Below are 22,846 nucleotides of genomic sequence, written 5' to 3'. Positions count from 1 at the left end.
TCCACCTGTGCCCACTAGTCACAAGCGAGGAATGACGATGAGTCTGGAAGTCGTCGAGGCGGACATCACAAGCCTGGCGCTCGACGCTATCGTCAACGCCGCCAACGAGTCCCTCCTGGGTGGCGGAGGGGTCGATGGGGCGATCCACCGGGCGGCCGGCCCGGGGCTGCTGGCGGCGTGCAGGGCGCTCCCGGAGGTACGGCCCGGCGTCCGCTGCCCCACCGGCGAGGCACGAATCACCGGGGGCTTCGCCCTGCCCTCACGTTACGTCATCCACACCGTTGGCCCGGTGTGGCATGGCGGCGACCAGGGCGAGCCAGGCCTTCTGGCCGCCTGCTATCGCCACAGCCTCGCGCTGGCCCGGGAACACGGCCTCGCAAGCATCGCTTTTCCCTGCGTAAGTACAGGGGTTTACGGCTATCCGGCCATGCTCGCTGCCGCGATTGCGGTGCGCACGATACGCGAGGCCGCATGGCGGCCACGCGAGGTGCTGTTGTGCGCTTTCAGCCCCGCCATGGCGGGGCATCTTCGCGCTGCCCTCGCGGGCTAGCGCGGGTAAAGCGGCGGCAAACCGCCCTGGTCCGCAGGTCCGACTGATGACGGCGCCCAGTCGAAGCCACCAGCGAACGCTGTCCGTATACCGGCGGTATCCAGCCCACCCTGGCCGAAGCGCGCGCGCTGCAAGGCGCCGATGGCTTCACGCTGCAGGCCGGGGCGCAAGGCCGCGGCAAGGTCGCCCAATGAGCGGATGCCCGGACGTATCACGCGTGCCCAACCGAGCAGTGCGCGCTCGATGGAAACGGCGTCACCGGCGTCCGTCGCCTTGAGGAAATCCTCACGGGCAGGCCCCGGACGACGTGCTTCCGGTCGAACGGCAGGCGCACCGGCGGGAACCGTATCGCGGCGCCGACGGGCCCAGACCGCCCAGGCCAGAAGGGTCAGCACCCAGAGCGCGGCGAGCCCAACAGCAATCCAGCGCCATGACGTCAGCCCGGCTACCTGACCCACGGGTGCGGCGACCGTGCCCGCCGTGGCGGGACTGCCTACCGGCTGCATACCACCCGATGCAGGGGATGCTGGCGGCGCCACGGGCACACCGCTACCCGCCGCTACGACGATGTCGCGGGCAGGAAGCGTGGCGGTCTCAGGCTTGTCCGTCACCACGTTCCACCAGTGCAACGTGGTCTCCGGGATGTGCAGCGTGCCGGGCCGGGTCGGCACGACGGCGAACCCCTGCTGGCGGCGACCGGTGATCCACGGGCCACTCGAACTGCTCCCGGTCACCGCTTTGTCGGGATAGACATCCGCGCCATCAAGCTTCGGCAACGACAAGGCAGGCAGCGCTTCGAACGGCAGGCCGGTGGCATCCAGGCGCATGCCCAGGGTCATCGGCTGGCCCACCCGCGCGGTGCCATCGGCCGGAAAGCCATCCAATGAGAGCTTCAGGCTGCGCGCGGGTAGCCACGCACCATCGGGCGCATTGGCGGGGCGTGCCTGTACGTCCACGTTCTGAGGCTGCGCTACCGCGTTTACGGGTGAACCCGCGCCAAAGAACGAGTTCATGTCGGTGGGATCCACCGCCGTGCCCTGGAAGCCAGGCGCCTGCACCACCAACCGGCCAGGATGCTGCGGAATGATCGCGTAGTGGCGCTCGACCACGTTGAAGCGGCGGCCACCGCGCTCGGTCTGGTAGTTGGCATCGGAGCCAATGCGGCGAATTTCCGCGCCTTCCGCGGAGGGATCGCCTAACTGGCCGTCGGCCAGGTTCACTGCGAAATACAAACGCAGCGTGTAGTCGAACTGCTGGCCGACATAACCCTGCGCCGGATCGACCTTACCCTCGAGTACCACCGGACGATTCGAGGCATCTGCCGGTGACGTGCTCGTTGCTTCCACCGTCAGGGGTAGCGGCTGCGTCGCCTGGCCGCCGATGGTGAGCGCGGGAACGGTGAGTTGCCCTTCATGTTTGGGCCGTAACGCCACGCCAAGGATGGTATGCGCTTCGCGGCGGCCATTGATGATGCTCAGCGTGTGATTGGTCGATGTACCCAGCACCTGGAAGTCCGCCGACAACGGAGAGAGATCCGGGTTACCCAGGTCGTCATCACCCACGTCGATATTGAGCGTGACCGTCTCGCCATTCCCGACGTGGCTGCGGTCCAGCGACGCCACCGGCGCGCTGGCCTGGGCGTGAGCGACCGTCACGGCCAGTGACAGGGCAAGGGCCAGCCATGCATGGCGCATCATCATTCCTCCGGCTCCGCGCCATGGCGGCGCTGGTATTCGAGCATGAACTTCCTGCGCAGCAGGCCACCCGGGTCATCGGGCACGCGCATCAGCTGGCGGCGGACATCGGCGGGCAACTTCGAGGAAGCCTCTTCTTCGGACAACTGGCCAAGGTCGTGCTGGTCACCCTTGTCGCCCTTCTCCTTACCCGCGAGCGCCGCATCCATTTTCTGTTTCAGCGCTTGCTGCGCCTGCTCGGCCTGGGCGCGCTCGGCGGCGGATTTGCCATTGGCATCGCCCTGCGGTGGCTGCGCCTTGCCTGCGTCGGTGCCTTTGTCCTTGCCCTCGCCCTCGCCGGCCTGGCCGGGCGTGCCTTGCTGCTGTGGTTGCTGATCCTGGCCACCAGCGGACTGCCCACCCTGCTGGCCCTTCGATGCATCGCCCTGCTGGCCTTGTTCGCCTTGCTGGTTCTGCTGATCCTTGCCCTGCTCGCCCGGTTTCTTGTCCGGCTGGCCGTTTTTCTGGCCTTTGGCGCCCTGATCGTCCTTTTTTTGTTTCTGCTGCTTCATGAAATCTTCCACGGCCTTGCGATTGGCCGTGGCATCCGCATTCGCCGGGTTCGCTTTCAGCGCGCGATCGTACGCAGCGATCGCCTGCTCGTACTGCTGCTGCTTAGCGAGCGCGTTACCCAGGTTGTACTGGCTATCGCTGTCGTGGGCTTCCTGCAGGGCGGATTCGGCTGCGGCGAAATCACCAGCGCGATACGCCGCCGCGCCGCGCAGCCCGGCACTGCGGGCTAACGCCTGCGCCTGCTTCGCATCACCCTTGGCGAGCGCCGCGGCGGCCTGCTGATCGCGGGTATGAAAGATGTCCTGCACCGTGGCCGCGCGCGACGGAGCGAACGGCACGAGCGTAAGCAACACGAGAAGCAGCCAGCCACGGCGGAAACCGAGCGCCACGAGTGGAAGCAACGGCAGGAGCAGCCACGGGCCACGGTCCTCCCAGCGCGATGTGCTCTTACCGTCTTCCGCTGTCGTTTTGCCCGCATCGCGCAGTGCCGCGACCATCGCCGTGATATCGGACCGATCATCGCCGGCCACCGCGAACGCGCCCGATCCCGCCGTGGCGAGCGCGCGCAACGAAGCGTCGTCGCGCGGCGCCATCACGATGGTCCCCTGCTCGTCCTTGAGGAACTGGCCATCGTCGGATGTGATGGGGCCACCGCGCGGGGTGCCAATACCAAGAACGGAAACGCGATCGCCTGCGGCCACCGCACGACGCGCGGCCGCCTGTGCACCCGCATCGGCGTGATCGGTGACGACCACGATCGAACCGCCGCGTACATCGGCATGACGGATCAGATCCACCGCCTGGTCGATCGCCTTGCCTGCATCGTCGCCACCCACCGGCATCGTATCCGGCGAGAGTGCCGCGAGCAGATCGTCGACGCTATGCGCATCGGTCGTGAGCGGCGCGACGATGAACGGTTCGCCGGTATAAGCCACGAGCGCATTCATGCCGTCGCTATTGCCCGCGTACAGTTCGCGCACCTTGTAGCGCACGCGGCTGAGTCGATCAGGTACCACGTCGCGCGCCAACATGCGCGGCGACATCGACACGACGACGACCTGTGCGGCGCGCTCGCTGAAAAGCTGCTCCGAGGAGTGATCCCACGCCGGGCCCGCCAGCGCGACGATGGCAAGGACGGCTGCCACGGAGACGGCCCACGCGGGCAGCCTCGATGCGCGCGGCGTGCCGTCGAGCAGATACGGGAGAAGCCCCGGATCCGCCAGTCTGGAAAGCACCCGGACCTCAGGCGAACGGCGCAACATCGCCCAGGCCAGGAAGGGGACCAGCAGCAACAGCCACAGCCAGTGAGGCTGGAGGAAATGGAACTGTGCGGCGAAAGCACTCATGCGGTAACCCTCGCAGGCAACCAACGCGGAACCAGCGCGATAACAAGCAACGCCAGTGCAGCCAACAGCGGCCAGCGGAACAGTTCATCGCGCGGCCGCAGCGACGCGCCCTGCTGCGGCACGGGCTCCAGCTCGTCGATCTGCCGGTAGGCCTTGGCCAATTCATCCGTGTCGGTCGCGCGGAAGAAGCGGCCACCGGTCTGGTTCGCGATATCGGTAAGCATGCCCACGTCGAGGTCGGCTGACGGGTTCTCGATACGCGATCCGAAGAAGTCGGGAACGCGCATGGCGGTAGCGCCGATGCCGATGGTGTAGACGCGCACACCCGCTGCTTTCGCGGCGCGCGCTGCTTCGCGCGGGGCAATGGAGCCGGCGTTGTTCACGCCATCGGTGAGCAACACGAGTACGCGTGCCTGCTGTGGCAAGTCGGCGAGGCGCTTGACTGCCACGGCGATAGCGTCGCCAATCGCGGTTTCACGGCCCGGCAAGCCGACGACGGCGTCGTGCAATTGCGCGCGTACGGCATCCAGGTCGTAGGTCAGCGGTGTCACGAGGTAGGCCTGCGAACCAAACAATACGAGCCCCAGTTCATCGCCTGCGCGGCGATCGATGAAGTCGCCTGCGATCGCTTCCACCGCGGCGAAACGCGTGACCTGACGCCCGGCAAGCTGCATGTCGTCCAGCGACATGCTGCCCGACAGATCGACGGCGAGCATGGTGGCGCGACCGCTGCGCTTTTGGGGCTCGGGAGGCCCCAGGTGCTGCGGACGGGCCGCCGCCGTCACGAGGCACACCCATGCCAGCAGCATGAGCGCGGAGCTCGCGAACGAGGCGCGATTTGCCGATGCCGGCACCAGGGTGATACCTGGCTGAGGCAGGTTCAGCGCCTGTGCCGGGCGAACGGGCCGCAAGAGCTTCCTCATCAGCCACGGTAGCGGCAGCGCAAGGAAGAGCCAGGGCCAGGCAAACTCAGGAAGCGGCATGCTGCCTCCCTTTGCCCCGCACAATCCGGTGCGAGAGCACATCGCGGACCCAGGCGTCGACATCGTTGGCGACGGCATCGACATCCAGGCTTGCGCGCGGCTGATACATCACATGATCCAGCTGGGCAAGCCGTGTTACATCGCGCGCCGGTGCCATGGCGGCAAGCGCCTCGTGCCACGCGCGCGCAGAGAGGGTCACACTGGCGGGATCGCGTGTACGGGCAACGCGCCGAACGAGTTCATGAGCACTCGCGGCGAAGGCCGCGTTATCGCCGTCGGCCGCGTGGCGCGTGCGCGCATCGCGCAGGCCCGTGAGCAGCCGGTCGATATAGCGGCGACGATGGACGCGGCGGCGCCACCGCCATGCCAACACGATGAGCGCGGCAACGATGATGCCCGCCAGCAACCACCAGCCGGGGGCAAGAGGCCACCAGGAGACGTGGGGCACGTGGATATCGCGCAGTTCAGGCCCTTGTGGCGGCATCAACGGCCCCTCGCTGCGCCAAGCAGATCGATGATGGCATCGAGCGGCTCGGCAGAGGTATCGATCGTACGGTGACGAAGCCCCAAGCGGTTGGCGAGGGCATCGAGGCGAAGGCGGCCATCGCCAAGCGCACGGGCGAAGTCGGCACGCTGGCGCTCGCCGTGCAACGCGATGTCGTAGTGCACGCCACGGTGGGCGAATGGGTAACGCCCGGGCGGCGGCTCGCCCATTTCGAGTGGGTCGGCCACGGTCAGGACACGGACTTCAGCCTTTCCGGCCAGCCCAAGCATACGACCGTGGGCCGCCTCGTCCACGGCAAAGCCATCGCTCACGAGCAGCACGCGCGAAGCGCCATGCATGAGACGGCCAGCACGTTGCACGGCGGCCGAGAGGCTTTCGTCCTCGCCCGGCGCCAAGGCATCCCAGGCCGCGAGCGCACCACAGACAGCGAGCGCACCGCGCGGGCCGGCTTGTGGGCGGAGCAGGTGTCGCTGCGCGCCAAAGGCGAGCACCCCCACGCGGTCGCCGCCACGGATCGCGTACCACGCGGCGGTAGCCGCGGCGCGCGCCGCTTGCACCGATTTAAAGCGGGTACGCGTGCCGAACCGCATGCTCGCATTGGTATCCAGCAGCACGAGCAGGCGCCCTTCGCGTTCTTCCTGGAACAGCTTGGTATGTGCGACGCCGCTACGTGCCGTAAGGCGCCAGTCCATGCGGCGGACATCGTCGCCCGCCTGGTATACGCGGGATTCGGCGTAGTCCATGCCGCGCCCGTGCAAGCGCCCCGGACGTTGGCCGCTGCGAGGTGCGCGCGACACCACCTGAGGCGGCGGCGCGCGCATGATCCGTGAGCGCAGGGCCAACAGGTCAGGCAGCGCGACGTTGACGCGCGGGTCGACGACGGAAGGAACAGCGCTCACGGCAGCGGCACGAGATCCAGCAGGCGGTCGATGACGGTATCGACGCGCACGCCTTCGGCTTCGGCCTCATAGCTGGGCAGCACGCGATGGCGAAGCACTTCATGCGCGATGGCGTGGACGTCTTCAGGCAGCGCGTAATCGCGGCCGGCCAACCACGCATGGGCGCGGGCGCAGCGATCGAGCGCGATGCTGGCACGCGGGCTCGCACCCCATGCGATCCAGCGCGCGAGCTCGGGACCGTAGCGGCCCGCATCACGCGTGGCGACGACCAGCTGCGTGATGTACAGCTCCAGTGGTGCGGCCATATGCACGGCGAGCACGGCATCACGGGCCGCGAAGACATCTGCCGGGCGCAACAAATGCGCTGGCGGCGGTACGGGATGCATGGACTCGCGTGCCTGATCGCGGGCAAGGCGGAGAATGGCCAGTTCGGCTTCCGCATCGGGATAGCCGATGGTGACGTGCATGAGGAATCGATCGAGCTGGGCCTCGGGCAGCGCGAACGTGCCCTCCTGCTCGATGGGGTTCTGCGTCGCCATCACCATGAACAGCTCGGGCAACGGCCAGGTCCGGCGGCCGATCGTGATCTGACGTTCCGCCATAGCCTCGAGCAGGGCCGACTGGACCTTGGCCGGCGCGCGGTTGATCTCATCGGCCAGCACGATGTTGTGGAACAGCGGGCCGCGCTCGAATTCGAACGTACCGGTCTGGGGCCGGAAGATATCCGTGCCGGTGAGGTCGGCCGGGAGCAGGTCGGGGGTGAACTGGATGCGGTGGAAGTCCGCTTCAACGCGGGTGGCAAGCGCCTTGATCGCCGTGGTCTTGGCCAGGCCCGGCGCGCCCTCCACCAGCAGGTGACCGTCCGCCAGCAAGGCGATCAGCAGGCACTCCACCAGGTGGGGCTGGCCAATGATGCCGCGGGACAGCTCTTCACGCAGGTGGACGAAGGCCTCCTGGAGGGGCGTCGTGGCGGCAGGCAGGGTCTCGGGCATGGCGATGGCTCGTAAAAAGCGGACGACAGGTCCGATGAGACCACAGCAGCGCCCTAAAGTTTAGGGCCGGAAGTTGGGCACAAAAAAAGGGCGGCCCTTGGAAGGCCGCCCCTGGGTACTGCCGGAAACGATTTTGCGGTTACTGCAGCGTGCTGCTGAGGATGCGCGGCGTCACGAAGATGAGCAGCTCAGCCTTGTCGTTCTGGCGCGAGGTATTGCGGAACAGGACACCGATGCCAGGGATATCGCCGAGACCCGGGACCTTCTTGGTGGTGTTGGACTTGGTGATCTCGTAGATGCCACCCAGGACCACGGTCTGGCCGTTATCCACCAGCACCGAGGTGTTGATTTCGCGGGTATCGATCGACGGGACGAAGCCACCACCCGGCGACGGCGTATTGCCGGCGAGAGCGTCCTTCTTCACGTTGATCTTGAGGTATACGCGGCTGTCGGCGGTGATCGTCGGGGTCACGCGCAGCTCGAGCACGGCGTCCTTGAACTGCACCGTCGCATTCGATGCGCCACCACCCGTGCTCGAGGCCTGGTAGGTGACGTAACCGATCTCGGTACCCTGCTTGATCACGGCTTCCTGCTGGTTGGCGGTGATAACACGCGGGCTGGAGATCACTTCGCTGCGGCCCTCGGTCTGCGCGGCCGAGAGTTCCAGGTCCACCAGGTAGTTCGAGCCAAGAATCGCCAGGCCCAGGCTACCGGCCGGGTTTGTCACCGGCAGGTTGACGTTGTAGCCACCCGGATAGGTGATGGTGCTCTGCGTACCGGCAGCGGCGTGGTTCGCGTTCCAGACCTGGGTCGCCAGGCCAGCCGTGCCCTGGTTCGGCGCCGTACCGCTGGTGAGGTCAGGCGTGGTGCCGATGACCTGGCCGCTCGAGTTGGTCTGCGTGGCCTGCACACCCCAGCGCACGCCGAGGTCACGGGTAAACGTATCGGTCGCGACGACGATGCGCGATTCGATCAGCACCTGCTGCACCGGCCGGTCGAGCGTGCCGATGAGTTCGCGCAGGTCACGGATCTTGTCCGGCGTATCGTTGATCAGAAGCGTGTTGGTGCGCTCATCGAACGAAACACTGCCGCGAGCGGAAAGGAAACCACGCGTCGTGTTGCCGCTTGTGCTGCCGCCGCCGCCCGTCATGCTGCCCTGGGTGAGCAGCTTGGCGATGTCTTCGGCCTTGCCGTAGCTGATCGGAATGTAATCCGCCACGAGTTCAGCATTGTCCTCTGCCTTCTGGCGTGCATCTGCCAGGCTCTGCTCGTAAGTAGCCAGCTCCTGCTGTGGCGCGATCCAGATGACGTTACCGCTGCGACGCTTATCCAGGCCCTTGGCGCGGAGGATGACGTCGAGCGCCTGATCCCACGGCGTGTTGACGAGGCGCAGGGTCACGCTGCCGCCGACACTGTCAGAGGCGACCAGGTTGAGCTTGGCTTCGTCAGCGATGAGCTGCAGGGCCGAGCGCACCGGGATGTCCTGGAAGTTGAAGGTCAGGCGCGAACCCGAATACGTCGGTTCCTGCCCCTTCGCGGCCTTGCCCGACACCGGTGCGGCCTTCTTCGGCGCCACTTCCACCACGTACTCGGTACCGTTCTGGTAAGCCGACACATCCGTGTCGCCCTTGGTACGGATTTCCATGCGGGTGCCACCAGGCACCGACGAGGACTGGATGGACTGCACTGGCGTGGCGAAGTCGAGCACGTCCAGGCGCTGCGCCAGCTTCGTCGGCAGCGTAGCGCCGGTGAAGCTGACCACGACGCGGTCGTTCTCGCGACGCATTTCCGGCGTGGTGCCTTCGTTGCCGAGCGTCACGATGACGCGACCCTGGCCGTTGTCGCCACGGCGGAAGTCGATATTCGACAGCGGCGTGCCGGCGCTGGAAGGCAGTGCCTTGGTCGGATCGGAAACCACGGCCGTCGTGGTCGTCGCACCGGTCGGGCCGTTGTTCACGGTCACGATCAGGTTGTTGCCGTCAACTCGGGTCTTGTAGGCCGAATCGCGGAACAGTTCGACGGTGACGCGCGTCCGGTCACCGGCCGCTACCACGGACACGCCGGAGGTCGAGCCCTTGCCCACATCCAGGTGGCGGGTGGAGAAGGCGTTCGTGGTATCCGGCAGGTCGATGGCGATGCGCGGCGGGTTCGTGGTCGTGAAGACCTTCGGCTCCGGTGCATGGCCCGAGAAGGCGAGCGTCAGTTCAACGCGGCCGCCAGGCTGTGCGTCGTAGGTGACGTTCTTGAGCGCCGTCGCGGCCGCCGCGGTGCCGGCGAACCCGCAAGCCGCGACCAGCGCGACTGCGAGGGTCCAGCGGCGCATGCGGACACGCGCGCTACCCGGCAGATGAGTGGAATTGGTCGTCATGTGCTTCATCCCCGAGTTCTTATTTGTCGCCGACCGCGATGCTTGCCGGACGCTCCATCCAGCCGCCGGTACCGTTCGGTACCAGTTCGACCAGATCGATGCGGTCTTCCCCCACGGCCGTGACGCGGCCGTACGACTGCCCCATGTACTCATTGCGATGCACCCGATGAATGACACCACCCGGGTCCTTCACGAGGGCCTCCAGGCTGGGTCCTGCACCTACCGTGCCAACCATCTTCAGCGTATCCAGGGAGAACATCTCCAACGGCTCCTTCGGACGGTTCTCGTCCGGCCGGGGGCCGTTGGCCGCCGAGTTATCCATTTCGGCCGTGCTCGGGCTGAACGGATCACGTGCGGTCTGGTCCTGGTACGCAAACGTTTCGAAGGTGCGGATCACCGGCAACGGCGGGATCGGCTCACCCTTCTTGTGCTTCTCGGCGTCGACCCAGTCACGCAGGTCGGACTGGCCGCGCGTGCAGCCGGCCAGCGCCACCAGGGCGAGGCTGGCCGCCGCGAGGCGGAGGTGGAGGTGACGGGCGCTGGTCACTTGGCACCTGCCTTTTGGTTCGTCTTCTGCTGGGCCGCCGCCTCGTCATCTTCGAGGTAGCGGTACGTCTTCACGGTGCCCTGCAGGACAAGCTGACCGGAGCCTACACCGCCCTTGCCTGCATCCTTCGGCTTCAGCGAAACGTCGTGGAGCGTCAGGATAACGACACGCGGAAGTGACGCGACGCCGCTGATGAACGTACCGAACTGGTGGTAGGTACCCACCATACGGAGCGTGATCGGCTTTTCGGCGTAGAAGTCCTTCGGGGTTTCCGGGCCAGGCTGGAACAGGTCGGATTCCAGGCCGGCGGCCAGGGCCGTCTGCGAGATATCCACCAGCAGCTCAGGCATTTCCGTCTTGCTCGGCAACTGGCGGAGCAACTGGCGGAGCATGTCCTGCATTTCAGCCAGCTGCTGCTCAAGCGCCTCGAGGTTCGCGGACTTGGCTTGCTTCTGGGAAAACTCTGACTTCAGCGAGACTTCCTTGGCCTCGGCGCTGGTGAGTTCATCCTGCTGCGAGCTGATCTCGAAGTACCAGCCAGCCAGGACGACGACAACGAACACCAGGCCGGTGAAGAACATCTTCACCGTCTTCGGCCAGCCACCGACGTTGTTGCGATCGAGATTACGCAGATCGTCAAGGAAACTCATGGCTTGGCTCCTGCCGGTGCGGCTGCAGCGGTCGCCGGCTTCGCAGCGGCGGCCGATGCCGCAGGTGCGACGGCCGGGGCGGCGCCAGGCTGTGCGGCCGGCGCAGGCGCGCCGGTCACGGCCGTTGCGGCGTTAGCGAGCGGCGCCGGTACGGCGGGCGTCGCCACAGGGGCCACGCTCGACGACGATGCCGGGGCATCCGCGCTAGGCGTATTCAGCTTCACATCGAGGCCGAACGAGTACGGCATGCGCGAGTCATCGTGCGTGTTCTCCGTCTTGCGGAGATCCGCATGGCCCATCCAGGGCGAGGTCTCGATGTTGCGCATGTACTCGGCCACGCTGGAGTTCGACTGAGCCACGCCGTCGAGTGACATCGAATCACCGGACTGCTTCATCGAACCCAGGCGCGCGCTGGCAGGGATCGTCTTCACCAGCTCGTCGAACAGGTGGACCATCTGCGAGCGGTTCGCCTGGAGCTGCTCGATGATCTGTTTGCGCTGGAGCAGGCCGGCACGGACCTTCTCAAGGTCCTTGATCTTGGCGATGCGGTCATCCAGCTGCTTGATCTCGCCCTGCAGGTAGGTGTTGCGCTCGCCCTGGTTATCGATCCGGGCGCCCATCCAGTAGGACCAGCCAATCAGCACGACCAGGGCCGCCGCAAAGGCGATACCCAGCTGCATGTAGAACTCGCGTTCCCGCTGCTTGCGGCGCTCGGCGCGCCACGGAAGTAGGTTAATGCGCGCCATCAGTCGAAGCTCCGCATGGCCAGGCCGACGGCGATCATCAGCGCGGGGGCATCCTGGGCGAGTGTCTGGGCCTGGACCTTGCTGGACAGGGACATGCGAGCCAGCGGGTTGGCCACCACGCAGGGCACGCCAAGCTGCTGCTCGAGGATTTCGGTAATGCCTTCGATGGCCGCGCAACCGCCCGCCAGTACTACCTGGTCGACGCGGCTGTACTCGCTGCCGGCGAAGAAGAACTGCAGGAGGCGGCTGACCTGCTGGACCAGCGACTCCTTGAACGGCTCGAGCGCTTCCATCTCGTACGACTCGGGCAGGCCGCCCTTGCGCTTGGCCCGGCCCGCTTCCTCATAGGAAAGGCCGTAGCGGCGCATGATCTCGTCGGTGAGCTGCTTGCCACCGAACACCTGCTCACGCGAATAGATGGTGCGCTGGTTCTTGAGGACCGCGAGGGTCGTCATGGTCGCGCCGATATCCACCACGGCCACCAGGGCATCGCGGGAAACCGCCAGCTGGTCAGCGACCATGGCGAAGGCGTTCTCCATGGCGAAGGCCTCGACGTCGATCACCCGGGCGGTCAAGCCGCCGAGGTCGAGCGCTGCGATGCGCATATCGACGTTTTCCGTCCGCGAGGCGGCCAGGAGGATGTTGTTCATCTCCGGGTTGTCGCGAACAGGGCCCATCACCTCGAAATCGAGGCTAACTTCCTCGATCGGGTATGGAATGTACTGGTTAGCCTCTACCTGGATCTGGCCCTCGAGGTCGTCCTCGGAGAGGTCGGCCGACATGGGTATGATCCGGGTAATAACCGCCGACCCCGCGACAGCCGCGGCGGCGTGCTTCACCTTGGCGCCGGAGCGAGCGAGGGCGCGGCGGATAGCCTCGCCAACCGCCTCGACCTCGACGATGTTCTTTTCGACGACGGCATTGGGCGGCAACGGCTCAACGGCATAGTGCTCGACGCGATAGCGCCCGCCTGCCTCACTGAGCTGTAGCAGCTTTACTGCGGTCGAACTGATGTCGACGCCGATCAACGGCGCCGCTTTGGGTGTAAAGAGCCCCACTGTGTCCCCCTTCCCCGCGCCTTGTCGGAATTTGGTCTTCGGCGCGAAGGCATTAAATCTAAAACTTAACGGATAAGCAACGGCCCATCGGGGCCCTTATCGGCACTAATTCACAAATCCTGACGCTGGGTTAGCGTTCTCCCTTCAGACCGGGTCGAACCCCGCCCGGCCGCTCCCGGAGGTGGCTAGGCTCTATACTCCGGCTCGACCTAGATGGCGGTGACCCCTCCCCTTCATGCGAATCTTCAAGCGTCTGCTGCGTATCGCGCTGTACCTGACCCTGGCTGGCATCCTGTTCGTCGCGGGAGCCATCGGCGTCGCGTACTGGCTCCTTGCCCCGCGCCTGCCCTCGGTGGCGGTACTGCGCGATTACCACATGCAGGTCCCCCTGCGCGTCCTCAGCGCCGACGGCAAGCTCATCGCATCCTTCGGTGAGACCCGGCGCATCCCGGTGCGTATCGCCGACGTGCCCGCACGCCTGAAGAATGCTGTCTTATCGGCAGAAGATGGCGATTTCTATAGCCACCCTGGCGTGGACTGGCACGGCATCGCCCGCGCAGGCATCCACGTCATCGTATCGGGCGGCGACAAGGGTCCTGGCGGCTCCACCATCACCCAGCAGGTCGCGCGCAACTTCTTCCTTAGCCCGGAGAAACTCTATTCGCGCAAATTGACAGAAATGTTTATCGCGCTGCGGATGGAGAACGAGCTCACCAAGGACCAGATCCTCGAGCTCTACCTTAATAAGATGTTCCTGGGCCATCGCGCCTACGGCGTGGCCGCCGCCGCTTCGTATTACTACGGAAAGACGCTCGACCAGCTGACCGTGGCCCAGTGCGCCACCATCGCGTCGACGTTCCAGCTTCCGTCCGTGGTCAACCCCCTGAACAACCCCAAGCGCATGATCGCCCGCCGCGACTGGGTGCTGGGCCAGATGCTCGCCAACCGCTTCATTACGCAGGCAGAGCACGACGAAGCGGTGAAAGAGCCGAACGACGCGTATCCGCACGAGCAGCAGATCGAAGTCGATGCGCCTTACCTCGCCGAAATGGTCCGCCAGCAAACGCTCGAGAAGCTCGGTAACGACGCACTCACCGAGGGCTACGTCGTACACACCACGGTGCCGAGCGAAAGCCAGGCCGCGGCAAACGACGCGCTGCGCGGCCGCCTCTCCGCTTACGACCGCCGCCACGGTTATCGCGGGCCCGAAGGCCACGAGGAACTGCCCGCCGGCGCCGGTCCTGAGGATTTCGACCGCGTTCTCGCCAGCTACACGCCGGTCGCGGGCATGATGCCCGCCATCGTCACGGCGACCGGTGCCAAGGAGGCCACGGTGTACCTCAACGCGAAGGAATCGGCGACGCTCAGCCTCGAGTCCATCGCGTGGGCCCGGCCTTACGTCAATGAAGGCCGCGCAGGCGCCACGCCCACCCGCGTCGATACGGTCCTCAAGCGCGGCGATATCGTCCGCCTGATCCGCAGCGAGAAGGACGATATTTCCGAAGACGCGAAGGCCTCGGATACCGCAGCGACCACGACCGAGGCAAAGCCTGAGTCGAACAAGGGGCCGTGGCGCCTCACGCAGATCCCGGCCGTGCAGGCTGCGCTGGTTTCGGTGGATCCGGAAGACGGCGCCGTACGCGCACTGGTCGGCGGCTTCAGTTTTGCCCGCTCCAAGTTCAATCGCGCCGTGATGGCCGCACGCCAGCCGGGCTCCAGCTTCAAGCCTTACCTCTATTCGTCGGCCTTCGAGCGCGGCTTTACGCCCGCTTCGATCGTGAACGATGCGCCGGTCGCATTCCCCGACCCGAGCCGTCCGGATGGCGTATGGACACCGTCCAACGACGACAACAAGTTCAGCGGCCCCATGCGCTTGCGTGAAGCACTGGTGCAGTCGAAGAACCTCGTGTCCGTGCGCCTGCTCGACGCGATCGGCGTGCGCTATGCGCGCGACTACATGACCCGCTTCGGCTTCACGCCCGATGCCTTGCCGCAGAACCTGTCCCTGGCGCTGGGCACGGCGTCCGTATCGCCGATGAGCATGGCACGCGGCTACGCGGTCTTCGCCAACGGCGGCTACCTGGTCACGCCGTACTTCATCTCGCGGATCGACGATCGCGATGGCAACCCGGTGTACGTGGCCAACCCGGAACGCGCCTGCGCCGATTGCCAGGAGCGTCTGCTCAACCCGACCCCGCCCGGCCCGCCGAACCAGCCCAGCACGGCAGCCATCCCGGCCAAGCCCGCCTCTTCCGCCAGCGCCGGTATCGCCGCGACGGGCGATGCGGTGCTGCCGGCCGATGCGCACGACAACGCCTCGCAGGCGCCCAAGCTTGCACCGCACGTCATCGACGTGCGCAACGACTACCTCGTGACCTCGCTCATGCAGGATGTCGTCAAGCGCGGTACCGGTTCGGCGGCACGTGCCCTTGGCCGCGACGACATCGCTGGCAAGACAGGCTCGACCAACGACCACCGCGATGCGTGGTTCGTCGGCTTCAACGGTGACGTATCCACGGCCGTGTGGGTGGGCTTCGACGATTTCAGCTCGCTGGGTCGTGGCGAGTTCGGCGCCAAGGCGGCGCTGCCCATCTGGATGGATTACATGGGTGCGGTACTTAAGGACAAGCCTTCGCACACGCTGGCCATGCCGCCGGGCATCGCGACGGTACAGATCGACCCGGCCACGGGCCTTCCCTCGCCGGGCGGCATGAACGAGATCATGAAGGTGGAGGACGTTGACCGCCTCCGCGAACAGGCGCAGCAAAAGCAGCAGGAGGAACAGCAGGACCACGCCTACGACATCTTCTGACGCGGCAACTCTTATCACCATACGGGGGTGAGTCATGGCACGAGGCGAACACCACAAGATCCATGCCCAGGACAGGACGCAGCGCAACCGCGTCCTGGTGGCCCAGGAGGCTGCACGCCTGATGAGCGAGCATGGCATTCGTGACTTCCACCACGCGAAACTGAAAGCCGCCGAGCGGCTGGGCATCGTCGATACGCAGGCCCTGCCCCGCAACCAGGAAATCGAAGACGCGCTGCGCGAGCACCAGCGCATCTTCCATGGCGAGACGCAGCCCCAGGCGTTACGCGCGCGCCGCGAAGCCGCCGTGGAAGCGATGCGTTTCCTTCGCAGCTTCGATTCACGACTGGTCGGCGCCGTGCTGGAAGGCACCGCTGATGAGCACTCCGCCGTCTGCCTGCACGTCTACAGCGACGACCCGGAAGCCCCAGGCTTGTTCCTGCAGGAACAGGGCATCCCCCTCGAGACCCAGACCCGCCGACTGCGCTGGTCGAACAGCGACCAGAGCGAACACACGGTGCTCCTGTTCGGCGCCGACGGCATTCCCTTCGATATCACGGTGCTACCGCTGGATGCCCTACGCCAGGCACCGCTTGATCGCGTGGATGAACGGCCGATGCGTCGCGCCACGCGGGCGATGGTGCAAGAGCTGCTGGCCGAGGAAGATATCGCAGCCTTTAGCAGTTGAGCCCGAAAGCGTCGCTAAAGCCTCGCCATTGACGGGGCTTTAGCGGCAAGTTATTCGTCGCAATTGTCCAATTCACTGGTCGCCTCATCGATCGAGGCATCGCTCCTTCGACCAATTATCAGTGAGTGCTGAGCGCAACTCTTCATCGGCCGCAACTCGGCAGATGTAAGCAAAAAAGTCTTCGCGCTCGCTCGATTCGGGCACCGCGAGAGCTATCAACGGCCCCTGGTCCTTCCACCAAGCGGGGTACACCAAAGCCCGATCACGCGGTTCTACACCTACCGAGAATCTTGTTGTACCTGCCTCGATATCGTGCGCGTACGAAAGGCTCACCTTTCCATCCATCAGCCAACGCATGCCGTTGACTTCAAGATAAAGCGCGGCATTCTCGACATACAAAGCCGCATAGCCTTGGTAAACAAAGTGAATGCATCCAACGGAGTTCTCGCCCCACTCTTGCGAGACTTCGTGAAAGATTTGCAGTAAGGGCAAGAAACTTACAACGCGGTCTTGCTGGAACAGCATCTTGAGGATCATGCTTGAACCTTCCTTTGCGTTCGCAACGGATGCCCCCGATGAATTCGCGCCACGATACAGGCCAACCAAACAAGGCTGCCGGATTCATCAACCCCCGAGCAAAAAAAAGCCCGCTTTCGCGGGCTTTTTTCTTCTTAGCGCTTGTCGCTCGGAGTGTAGTCGCGGACGTCTGCGCCGGTGTAGATCTGGCGCGGGCGGCCGATGCGCGACCCCGGGGTTTCGTGCTGCTCGATCCAGTGCGAGATCCAGCCGGACGTGCGGGCGATCGCGAACATGACGGTGAACATCTCGGTCGGGATGCCCAGGGCCTTGTAGATGATGCCCGAGTAGAAGTCGACGTTCGGGTAGAGCTTGCGCTCGACGAAGTAATCGTCCTTCAGTGCGGCTTCTTCCAGCTTCATGGCCACTTCGAGGAGCGGATCGTTCACGCCCAGCTCGTTGAGCACGTTGTGGCATGCCTCGCGGATGATCTTGGCGCGCGGATCGAAGTTCTTGTACACGCGATGGCCGAAGCCCATGAGACGGAACGAATCGTTCTTGTCCTTCGCGCGCTTGACGGCGGTCTCGACCTTGTCGGCCGTACCGATCTCTTCAAGCTGCAGCAGTACGGCTTCGTTCGCGCCACCGTGGGCCGGGCCCCAGAGCGCGGTGATGCCGGCGGCGACCGAGGCGTACGGGTTCGCACCGGTGGAGCCCACCAGGCGGACCGTCGACGTGGAAGCGTTCTGCTCGTGATCGGCGTGCAGGATGAACAGCAGGTCGAGCGCCTTCGCGACGACCGGGTTCACGTGGTACGTCTCGCTCGGCACTTCGAACATGGTGTGCAGGAAGCGGGTGACGTACTCGAGGTTGTTGCGCGGGTAGCGGTTCGGCCAGCCGATCGAGTGGCGGTAGATGGCCGAAGCGATGGTCGGCATCTTCGCGATGAGGCGGATGGCGGCCAGCTTGCGGTCTTCCGGGTTCTCGACGTTCAGATCGTCGTGATAGAACGCCGAGAGCGACGCCACCGAGGCGGCCAGCATGGCCATCGGGTGTGCGTTGTGGTGGAAGCCCTTCAGGAAGTCCTTCAGGTTCTCATGCATCATCGAGTGATGCGTGATGTCGTTCGAGAACTTTTCGAACTGCGGCTTGGTCGGCAGTTCGCCGTTGAGCAGCAGGTACGAGGTTTCGAGGAAGGTGGACTTCTCGGCGAGCTGTTCGATCGGGTAGCCGCGGTACAGCAGGATGCCGTTATCACCGTCGATATAGGTGATGGCGCTCTTGGTGCTGGCGGTGCTGCCGTAGCCCGGATCGTAGGTGAAGTAACCGGTGTCCTTGTAGAGCGTGCCGATGTCGACGCACTCGGCACCCAGGGTGCCGCCGATGACCGGCAGTTCACTCACGGGCTTGTTGGATTCATCGACCAATTTGACGGTTTTGGCGTCGGACACGGCGAGCTCCTCTTTAACTTTTACGGCACTAAGTGGGGTTGGAAACAGTGGCCTGGGGAAGCCACCGTACCGGCCGCTAGACGCGACCGAAGTTCCCCATTATCGCACATTGCCCGGTCAAACGGCCGTTCGAGCATCTGGAACGCACGCACGCAAAAAGACACGGGGCAAGCCATGGGCTCGCCCCGTGTCCGTCTATCCTCGCGAAACGCCACCCCGCAGGCGGCGCGCGGAAAGCGCCGGCTTACTTCTTGCCGTAGCGCTGGCGGAACTTGTCGACGCGGCCGCCCACGTCGAGGGTCTTCTGCTTACCCGTGTAGAACGGGTGCGAGTGGCTGGTGATATCCAGCTTGATGACCGGGTATTCGTTACCGTCTTCCCACTTCACGGTTTCCTTCGAGGACATGGTCGAACGCGTCAGGAACGCGAAATCCGACGACAGGTCCTGGAAAACCACCGGCTGGTACTTCGGATGGATGTTCTCTTTCATGGTCTTGATTCTTGAATGGCGGGGTGAAAAGAGCGGCATTGTAGCCCGGGGCTGGTCACTCCGCAACCAGCCCCCAACCACCGCCGCTCTACCGTACGGGCGCGCTTGAGCGCGATCCCCGAACCCTCAGGCCCCAAGGGCCCCGGCAATCAGCGCATTGAACCGCGCCTGGTCCACTTCCAGCACGATCCGCGCATTGGCCTTGCCGCCCAGCCGCTTATGCCAATCCACCACGGTGGCCCCGCGGGTCAGCCGGCCGTCCAGCTCGATCGCCACGTGCCGCGTCTCGGCCCGGGTGACCATGGCCGGATCCAGCGCCACGGCCATGGCCAGGGCATCGGCCGCGATGAAGCCGGTGCGCTCATGCTCGGCATTGAACTTGCGCGCCGTGCCGAAGACGTCGTGGAAGAACGCCGCGCGCTTGTCGCCCTTCGCGATCCAGCCCTCGTAAACGTCATCAGGGAACGCGTGGCGCACCGTCGCTTCCCAGTCGACCAGGTCGAACATCTCGAACGCCTCGAAGACCACGTGGGCCGCCTCGGGATCGAAGCCGATGTTGAATTCGGCCGGGACCTTGCCGGTGTTGCCATGGCCGGTGACGGCGCCTCCCATGATGACCAGGCGCTTCACGCGCTGGGGGAAGCCGGGGTCGAGGCGCACGGCCAGCGCGAGATTGGTCAAGGGGCCAAGGGCCACCAGGGTCAGCTCACCCGGGCGCTCCTTCGTAAGGCGAATGAGCGCCAGTGCGGCATGCTCACTCTCCGCCGCGTGCTTCGGTTCCGGGAACCCCACGTCGCCAAAGCCATCCTCGCCATGCACGAAGGCGGCATCTTCCTCGGGCGCGCGTACCAACGGCGACGGGCAACCGGCGAAGACCGGCGTCGTGGCGCCCACCAGATCGACCAGGGTGCGCGCGTTGCGCACCGTATGCTTCAGGCCCACGTTACCCGCGGCCACGGTCAGGGCGGCGACATCGGTATGCGCATGGGCCATGAGGATGGCGAGCGCGTCGTCGACACCGGGATCGGTGTCAATCAGGAGCGGCAGTCGTGTCATCTTGCGGTTGCATCCGTTGATGGCCGGACAGCATAGCGCCGCCGCGCCCGTTCAGACAGCCTTGGCCTCCGCGACCGCGCTTTCCCCGAAATCGAACCCCAGTTCAGTGATAACGCGCGCCACGGCCGCGCATAGCGCCTCCAGCTCCGGCGTACGTGCGGCCACGCGCGAGCGCAAATCGAGCGTGCAGGTGAGCCCCATCTGCAGCAGGTCGGCATGGGCCACATGCAGCGTATCGGCCTGGGCCTGGGTAAACAGGCCAGCGGCACGCATCTCGTCGATAAGCACGCTGTTTGCCGTGGTCCCCAGAAGGCCGGGATGCTCCGCCGCATGCGCGAGCACGAGGCCTTGCAGCACGAACTCAATGTCGATCAAAGCGCCCCTGCCCTGTTTCAGATCGATCTGGGCGGCATCGGAGCGATCGCGCTCCGCACGCCAGCGGGCCCGCATGGAACCCACTTCGGAAAGCACGCGCGCCTTTTCGCGCGCGGCACCGAGGATCTCGCGGCGCACACCCTCGAGCATCGCCCCAACCGCGGCATCGCCTGCCACGAAGCGGGCGCGCTGCAGCGCCTGGTGCTCCCAGGTCCATGCCCGGTCACGCTGGTAAGCCTCGAACGCATCGACGCTGGCGACCAGCAGGCCCTTGGAACCATCAGGGCGTAAGCGGGTGTCCACGTCATACAGGCTACCCGCATGGGTCTGTGCGCCCAGCCAGTGCATCACACGCTGGGCGAGCCGCTGGTACCAGCGGGTCCCATCGACAGGGCGTGGGCCGCCACTCATCGCGTTCGCCCGCTTGCCGTCGTACACGAAGACCAGATCGAGATCGGATGCAAAGCCCAGTTCTTCGCCGCCCAGGCTGCCATAGCCGAGCACGGCGAAGCCAAGGCCGTCGCCAGGAAGACGGCCGTGCTGCGCTGTCATTTCCCGCGCGGCAAGTGCGAGCACGGCGCCAATCACCGCCTCGGCCAGGCCTGCGAGCCGGCGCGCGGTCGCGGGTGCATCGGCGCGGCCATCGCTAAACGCGAGGCCAAGGCGAAAGGCGATGCTGGAACGAAACTCGTTGATGCGCTCAAGCTCGCGCTCGGCATCACGCTCATCCAGGGTTCCCAGCGAACGGGCAATCTCCGCGGCGATATCCGCACGTTTCAACGGGATCTGGTCGATCCGCGGATCCAGAACGTCATCCAGCAGCAACGGCTGCGCGATCACGCGCTCGGCGAGGAATGCGCTTTCCGCAAACACGCTGGCAACGCGCCGGCGCGCACTAGGCTGTTCGTCGAGCAGGGCCAGGTAGGACGAACGCCGTGCCACGGCCTGCACCAGCCGCACCATGCGCAACAGGCTTGGCGCTGGCGAGGCACTGGCGCGCGCCGCGGCGATGAGGTGTGGCATCAGGCGCTCGAGGCGCTCGCCCGAACGCGCCGACATGGAACGGACCGAACCTGCGCGGGGTAACTTGCCAAGCTCTGCCGCCACTTCGGCACCCGGCACAAAGCCCGATGCCTCCATCGTTTCCGCCGTGAGCGTTTCATCGCGCGCCGCTTGCCACAATTCAACATCTGCAGCGGGCACGCTTGCGGTCTGGCCGCCTTGCGGTACGAGCACGGCCGCGAACTCCGCCGACACTTCCGCCCGATGTTTCGCCAGTTCGACCGCCAACGCATCCCACGACGGGTAATCGAGGCCGAGCGCGAGGCGCTCGCGCGAAAGATCATCATCGGGAATGTCATGGGTTTGCGCATCGCGCAGCATCTGTACGCGATTCTCCAGACGGCGCAGGAACACATAGGCGTTACGCAGCAGCGTCGCCCGCGCCTTGGGGATGTAGCCGCGCGATTCGCAAGCACGCAGCGCTGGCAGCAAACCGCGCACGCGCAGCGCGGGGTCACGACCGCCGCGGATCATTTGCGTGAGCTGCACGACGAACTCGATCTCGCGGATGCCGCCCGGACCAAGCTTCAGGTTGCCTGCCAGATCCTTGCGTGCCACCTCCGCATCGATCAGCGCCTTCATCTCACGCAGGCCAGCGAAGGCGGTGTAATCGAGATAACGGCGGTAAACGAAGGGACGCAACATATCCTGCAGTTCACGTCCCGCCGTGCGATCGCCCGCGACCGGCCGCGCCTTGATCCACGCATAACGTTCCCAATCGCGGCCTTCGCGCTGGTAGTACTGCTCCATCGCCGAGAACGGCAGCGCCAGTCGCCCCGCGTTGCCGAACGGCCGAAGACGCAGGTCGACTCGCGCGCAAATGCCGTCGACGGTGGGCTCGGCCAACAGGCGGACCAACTGCCGGGCTTCGCGAATGAAGTACTCACCATTATCGAGCGGACGGCTGCCATCGGTCTCACCGCCAGAGGCATACGCGAGCACGAGGTCGATATCCGACGAGAAGTTCAGTTCGTTGCCGCCGAGCTTGCCAAAGCCCAGCACCACCATGCGCTGCTCTTTGCCCGCGGGATCGCGCGGCATGCCGTAGCGCGCGTGCATCGCGTTCTCGGACCAGCGCAGGGCAACCGCCAGCAACGTTTCGTATAGCGCACTCGTGGAGGAAAGCGTCTCGTCGATGTCGTCCAGGCCGTTCACGTCACGGAACACGAGGCGCACCGCCTCCGCGTGCCGGAACCGGCGAAGCACGGCCATGCAACGGTCTTCGTCCGCCGGCAGTTCCAGCGTGCTGCCGCGCGTCGACGCGTCGGTGTTCGCACGAAGTTTCTCAAGGCCGGCGGGCGCGAGTAGCTCCGGTTGCCGGCGCAGGATGTCGTACGCGAAGTCCGACGCCATAAGCGTCCGGCGGACACGCTCGGCGACGCCCGCATCATCGTGCAGGGGGATGCGGGCGGCACGGCATGCCGCCATCACGTCGGCGTAACGCTGATCGATCAGGGCGCGAAGCTCGGCGCTCTCGCGTGGTGCGGCTGAGGATTCATTCATGAGGCA

19 protein-coding genes are annotated in these 22,846 nt (G+C 65.5%); 3 read left to right on the top strand and 16 right to left on the bottom strand.

What is annotated here, in order from left to right:
• Nucleotides 1–37: 37 nt before the first annotated feature.
• Nucleotides 38–550 (top strand): O-acetyl-ADP-ribose deacetylase, encoded by a 513-nt coding sequence (locus tag L2Y96_RS03225; RefSeq protein ID WP_247332094.1) that lies wholly within the window; start codon nucleotides 38–40, stop codon nucleotides 548–550.
• Here the strand turns inward: L2Y96_RS03225 and L2Y96_RS03220 are convergent.
• The 11 genes from L2Y96_RS03220 to L2Y96_RS03170 all read right to left on the bottom strand — a co-directional run bounded on the left by L2Y96_RS03220 (nucleotide 547) and on the right by L2Y96_RS03170 (nucleotide 12,890).
• Nucleotides 547–2,250 (bottom strand): BatD family protein, encoded by a 1,704-nt coding sequence (locus L2Y96_RS03220; protein WP_247332092.1) that lies wholly within the window; start codon nucleotides 2,248–2,250, stop codon nucleotides 547–549. The genes L2Y96_RS03225 and L2Y96_RS03220 overlap by 4 nt on opposite strands.
• Complete coding sequence (locus tag L2Y96_RS03215; protein ID WP_247332090.1) at nucleotides 2,247–4,142, bottom strand: VWA domain-containing protein; 1,896 nt, start codon at nucleotides 4,140–4,142, stop codon at nucleotides 2,247–2,249. The genes L2Y96_RS03220 and L2Y96_RS03215 overlap by 4 nt, the downstream gene beginning before the upstream one ends.
• Nucleotides 4,139–5,125 carry a VWA domain-containing protein gene (locus tag L2Y96_RS03210; RefSeq protein WP_247332089.1) on the bottom strand — a complete coding sequence of 329 codons (987 nt, stop codon included), beginning with the start codon at nucleotides 5,123–5,125 and terminating at the stop codon, nucleotides 4,139–4,141. The genes L2Y96_RS03215 and L2Y96_RS03210 overlap by 4 nt, the downstream gene beginning before the upstream one ends.
• A complete protein-coding gene (locus L2Y96_RS03205) occupies nucleotides 5,112–5,609 on the bottom strand; it encodes a DUF4381 domain-containing protein (protein WP_247332087.1) in 498 nt (165 codons plus the stop codon). The genes L2Y96_RS03210 and L2Y96_RS03205 overlap by 14 nt, the downstream gene beginning before the upstream one ends.
• On the bottom strand, nucleotides 5,609–6,529 hold the full coding sequence (locus L2Y96_RS03200) for a DUF58 domain-containing protein (protein ID WP_247332085.1): 921 nt from the start codon (nucleotides 6,527–6,529) through the stop codon (nucleotides 5,609–5,611). The genes L2Y96_RS03205 and L2Y96_RS03200 overlap by 1 nt, the downstream gene beginning before the upstream one ends.
• Nucleotides 6,526–7,521 (bottom strand): AAA family ATPase, encoded by a 996-nt coding sequence (locus L2Y96_RS03195; protein ID WP_247332084.1) that lies wholly within the window; start codon nucleotides 7,519–7,521, stop codon nucleotides 6,526–6,528. Before L2Y96_RS03195 ends, L2Y96_RS03200 begins: the two co-directional genes overlap by 4 nt.
• Nucleotides 7,522–7,660: 139 nt before the next feature.
• Nucleotides 7,661–9,889, bottom strand: coding sequence for a type IV pilus secretin PilQ (locus L2Y96_RS03190; RefSeq protein WP_425492525.1), 2,229 nt, complete (start codon nucleotides 9,887–9,889; stop codon nucleotides 7,661–7,663).
• 19 nt (nucleotides 9,890–9,908) lie between these two features.
• Nucleotides 9,909–10,436: a pilus assembly protein PilP gene (locus L2Y96_RS03185; protein WP_247332083.1), complete on the bottom strand. Its 528-nt coding sequence runs from the start codon at nucleotides 10,434–10,436 to the stop codon at nucleotides 9,909–9,911.
• Nucleotides 10,433–11,086, bottom strand: a complete 654-nt coding sequence (locus L2Y96_RS03180) for a type IV pilus inner membrane component PilO (protein ID WP_247332081.1) — start codon at nucleotides 11,084–11,086, stop codon at nucleotides 10,433–10,435. Before L2Y96_RS03180 ends, L2Y96_RS03185 begins: the two co-directional genes overlap by 4 nt.
• Nucleotides 11,083–11,832 carry a PilN domain-containing protein gene (locus L2Y96_RS03175; RefSeq protein WP_247332079.1) on the bottom strand — a complete coding sequence of 250 codons (750 nt, stop codon included), beginning with the start codon at nucleotides 11,830–11,832 and terminating at the stop codon, nucleotides 11,083–11,085. The genes L2Y96_RS03180 and L2Y96_RS03175 overlap by 4 nt, the downstream gene beginning before the upstream one ends.
• Entirely contained in the window at nucleotides 11,832–12,890 is a 1,059-nt protein-coding gene (locus tag L2Y96_RS03170; RefSeq protein WP_247332077.1) for a pilus assembly protein PilM, read from the bottom strand. Before L2Y96_RS03170 ends, L2Y96_RS03175 begins: the two co-directional genes overlap by 1 nt.
• Nucleotides 12,891–13,125: 235 nt before the next feature.
• On the opposite strand from L2Y96_RS03170, the gene L2Y96_RS03165 reads away from it, so the two are divergent.
• The gene (locus tag L2Y96_RS03165) at nucleotides 13,126–15,702 is read left to right on the top strand and encodes a penicillin-binding protein 1A (protein ID WP_247332075.1); all 2,577 of its coding nucleotides are present in this window, start codon (nucleotides 13,126–13,128) and stop codon (nucleotides 15,700–15,702) included.
• Between the two features lie 34 nt (nucleotides 15,703–15,736).
• Nucleotides 15,737–16,387 (top strand): hypothetical protein, encoded by a 651-nt coding sequence (locus L2Y96_RS03160; RefSeq protein ID WP_247332074.1) that lies wholly within the window; start codon nucleotides 15,737–15,739, stop codon nucleotides 16,385–16,387.
• Nucleotides 16,388–16,471: 84 nt separating this feature from the next.
• Here L2Y96_RS03160 and L2Y96_RS03155 read toward each other — a convergent pair whose 3' ends face one another.
• The 5 genes from L2Y96_RS03155 to glnE all read right to left on the bottom strand — a co-directional run bounded on the left by L2Y96_RS03155 (nucleotide 16,472) and on the right by glnE (nucleotide 22,840).
• The gene (locus tag L2Y96_RS03155) at nucleotides 16,472–16,924 is read right to left on the bottom strand and encodes a hypothetical protein (RefSeq protein ID WP_247332040.1); all 453 of its coding nucleotides are present in this window, start codon (nucleotides 16,922–16,924) and stop codon (nucleotides 16,472–16,474) included.
• Nucleotides 16,925–17,058: 134 nt separating this feature from the next.
• Entirely contained in the window at nucleotides 17,059–18,354 is a 1,296-nt protein-coding gene (locus L2Y96_RS03150; RefSeq protein WP_247332038.1) for a citrate synthase, read from the bottom strand.
• A gap of 244 nt (nucleotides 18,355–18,598) precedes the next feature.
• Nucleotides 18,599–18,844: a type B 50S ribosomal protein L31 gene (locus tag L2Y96_RS03145; protein WP_045827588.1), complete on the bottom strand. Its 246-nt coding sequence runs from the start codon at nucleotides 18,842–18,844 to the stop codon at nucleotides 18,599–18,601.
• Between the two features lie 126 nt (nucleotides 18,845–18,970).
• A complete protein-coding gene (locus L2Y96_RS03140) occupies nucleotides 18,971–19,900 on the bottom strand; it encodes a nucleoside hydrolase (protein ID WP_247332023.1) in 930 nt (309 codons plus the stop codon).
• A 51-nt stretch (nucleotides 19,901–19,951) separates the two neighbouring features.
• Nucleotides 19,952–22,840, bottom strand: a complete 2,889-nt coding sequence (gene glnE, locus L2Y96_RS03135) for a bifunctional [glutamate--ammonia ligase]-adenylyl-L-tyrosine phosphorylase/[glutamate--ammonia-ligase] adenylyltransferase (RefSeq protein ID WP_247332021.1) — start codon at nucleotides 22,838–22,840, stop codon at nucleotides 19,952–19,954.
• Nucleotides 22,841–22,846: the final 6 nt, after the last annotated feature.

The sequence above is a fragment of the Luteibacter aegosomaticola genome (genome assembly GCF_023078475.1).
GTDB lineage: Bacteria > Pseudomonadota > Gammaproteobacteria > Xanthomonadales > Rhodanobacteraceae > Luteibacter > Luteibacter aegosomaticola.
The sequence above is the reverse complement of the archived record's forward strand: the minus strand, read 5'-3'. Positions and strand labels throughout refer to the sequence as shown.

Coding starts and splice junctions, on each gene's coding strand:
- L2Y96_RS03225 (WP_247332094.1), top strand. CDS start 38: ATGAGTCTGGAAGTCGTCGAGGCGGACATCACAAGCCTGGCGCTCGAC.
- L2Y96_RS03220 (WP_247332092.1), bottom strand. CDS start 2,250: ATGATGATGCGCCATGCATGGCTGGCCCTTGCCCTGTCACTGGCCGTG.
- L2Y96_RS03215 (WP_247332090.1), bottom strand. CDS start 4,142: ATGAGTGCTTTCGCCGCACAGTTCCATTTCCTCCAGCCTCACTGGCTG.
- L2Y96_RS03210 (WP_247332089.1), bottom strand. CDS start 5,125: ATGCCGCTTCCTGAGTTTGCCTGGCCCTGGCTCTTCCTTGCGCTGCCG.
- L2Y96_RS03205 (WP_247332087.1), bottom strand. CDS start 5,609: ATGCCGCCACAAGGGCCTGAACTGCGCGATATCCACGTGCCCCACGTC.
- L2Y96_RS03195 (WP_247332084.1), bottom strand. CDS start 7,521: ATGCCCGAGACCCTGCCTGCCGCCACGACGCCCCTCCAGGAGGCCTTC.
- L2Y96_RS03190 (WP_425492525.1), bottom strand. CDS start 9,889: ATGACGACCAATTCCACTCATCTGCCGGGTAGCGCGCGTGTCCGCATG.
- L2Y96_RS03180 (WP_247332081.1), bottom strand. CDS start 11,086: ATGAGTTTCCTTGACGATCTGCGTAATCTCGATCGCAACAACGTCGGT.
- L2Y96_RS03175 (WP_247332079.1), bottom strand. CDS start 11,832: ATGGCGCGCATTAACCTACTTCCGTGGCGCGCCGAGCGCCGCAAGCAG.
- L2Y96_RS03165 (WP_247332075.1), top strand. CDS start 13,126: ATGCGAATCTTCAAGCGTCTGCTGCGTATCGCGCTGTACCTGACCCTG.
- L2Y96_RS03160 (WP_247332074.1), top strand. CDS start 15,737: ATGGCACGAGGCGAACACCACAAGATCCATGCCCAGGACAGGACGCAG.
- L2Y96_RS03155 (WP_247332040.1), bottom strand. CDS start 16,924: ATGATCCTCAAGATGCTGTTCCAGCAAGACCGCGTTGTAAGTTTCTTG.
- L2Y96_RS03145 (WP_045827588.1), bottom strand. CDS start 18,844: ATGAAAGAGAACATCCATCCGAAGTACCAGCCGGTGGTTTTCCAGGAC.
- L2Y96_RS03140 (WP_247332023.1), bottom strand. CDS start 19,900: ATGACACGACTGCCGCTCCTGATTGACACCGATCCCGGTGTCGACGAC.
- glnE (WP_247332021.1), bottom strand. CDS start 22,840: ATGAATGAATCCTCAGCCGCACCACGCGAGAGCGCCGAGCTTCGCGCC.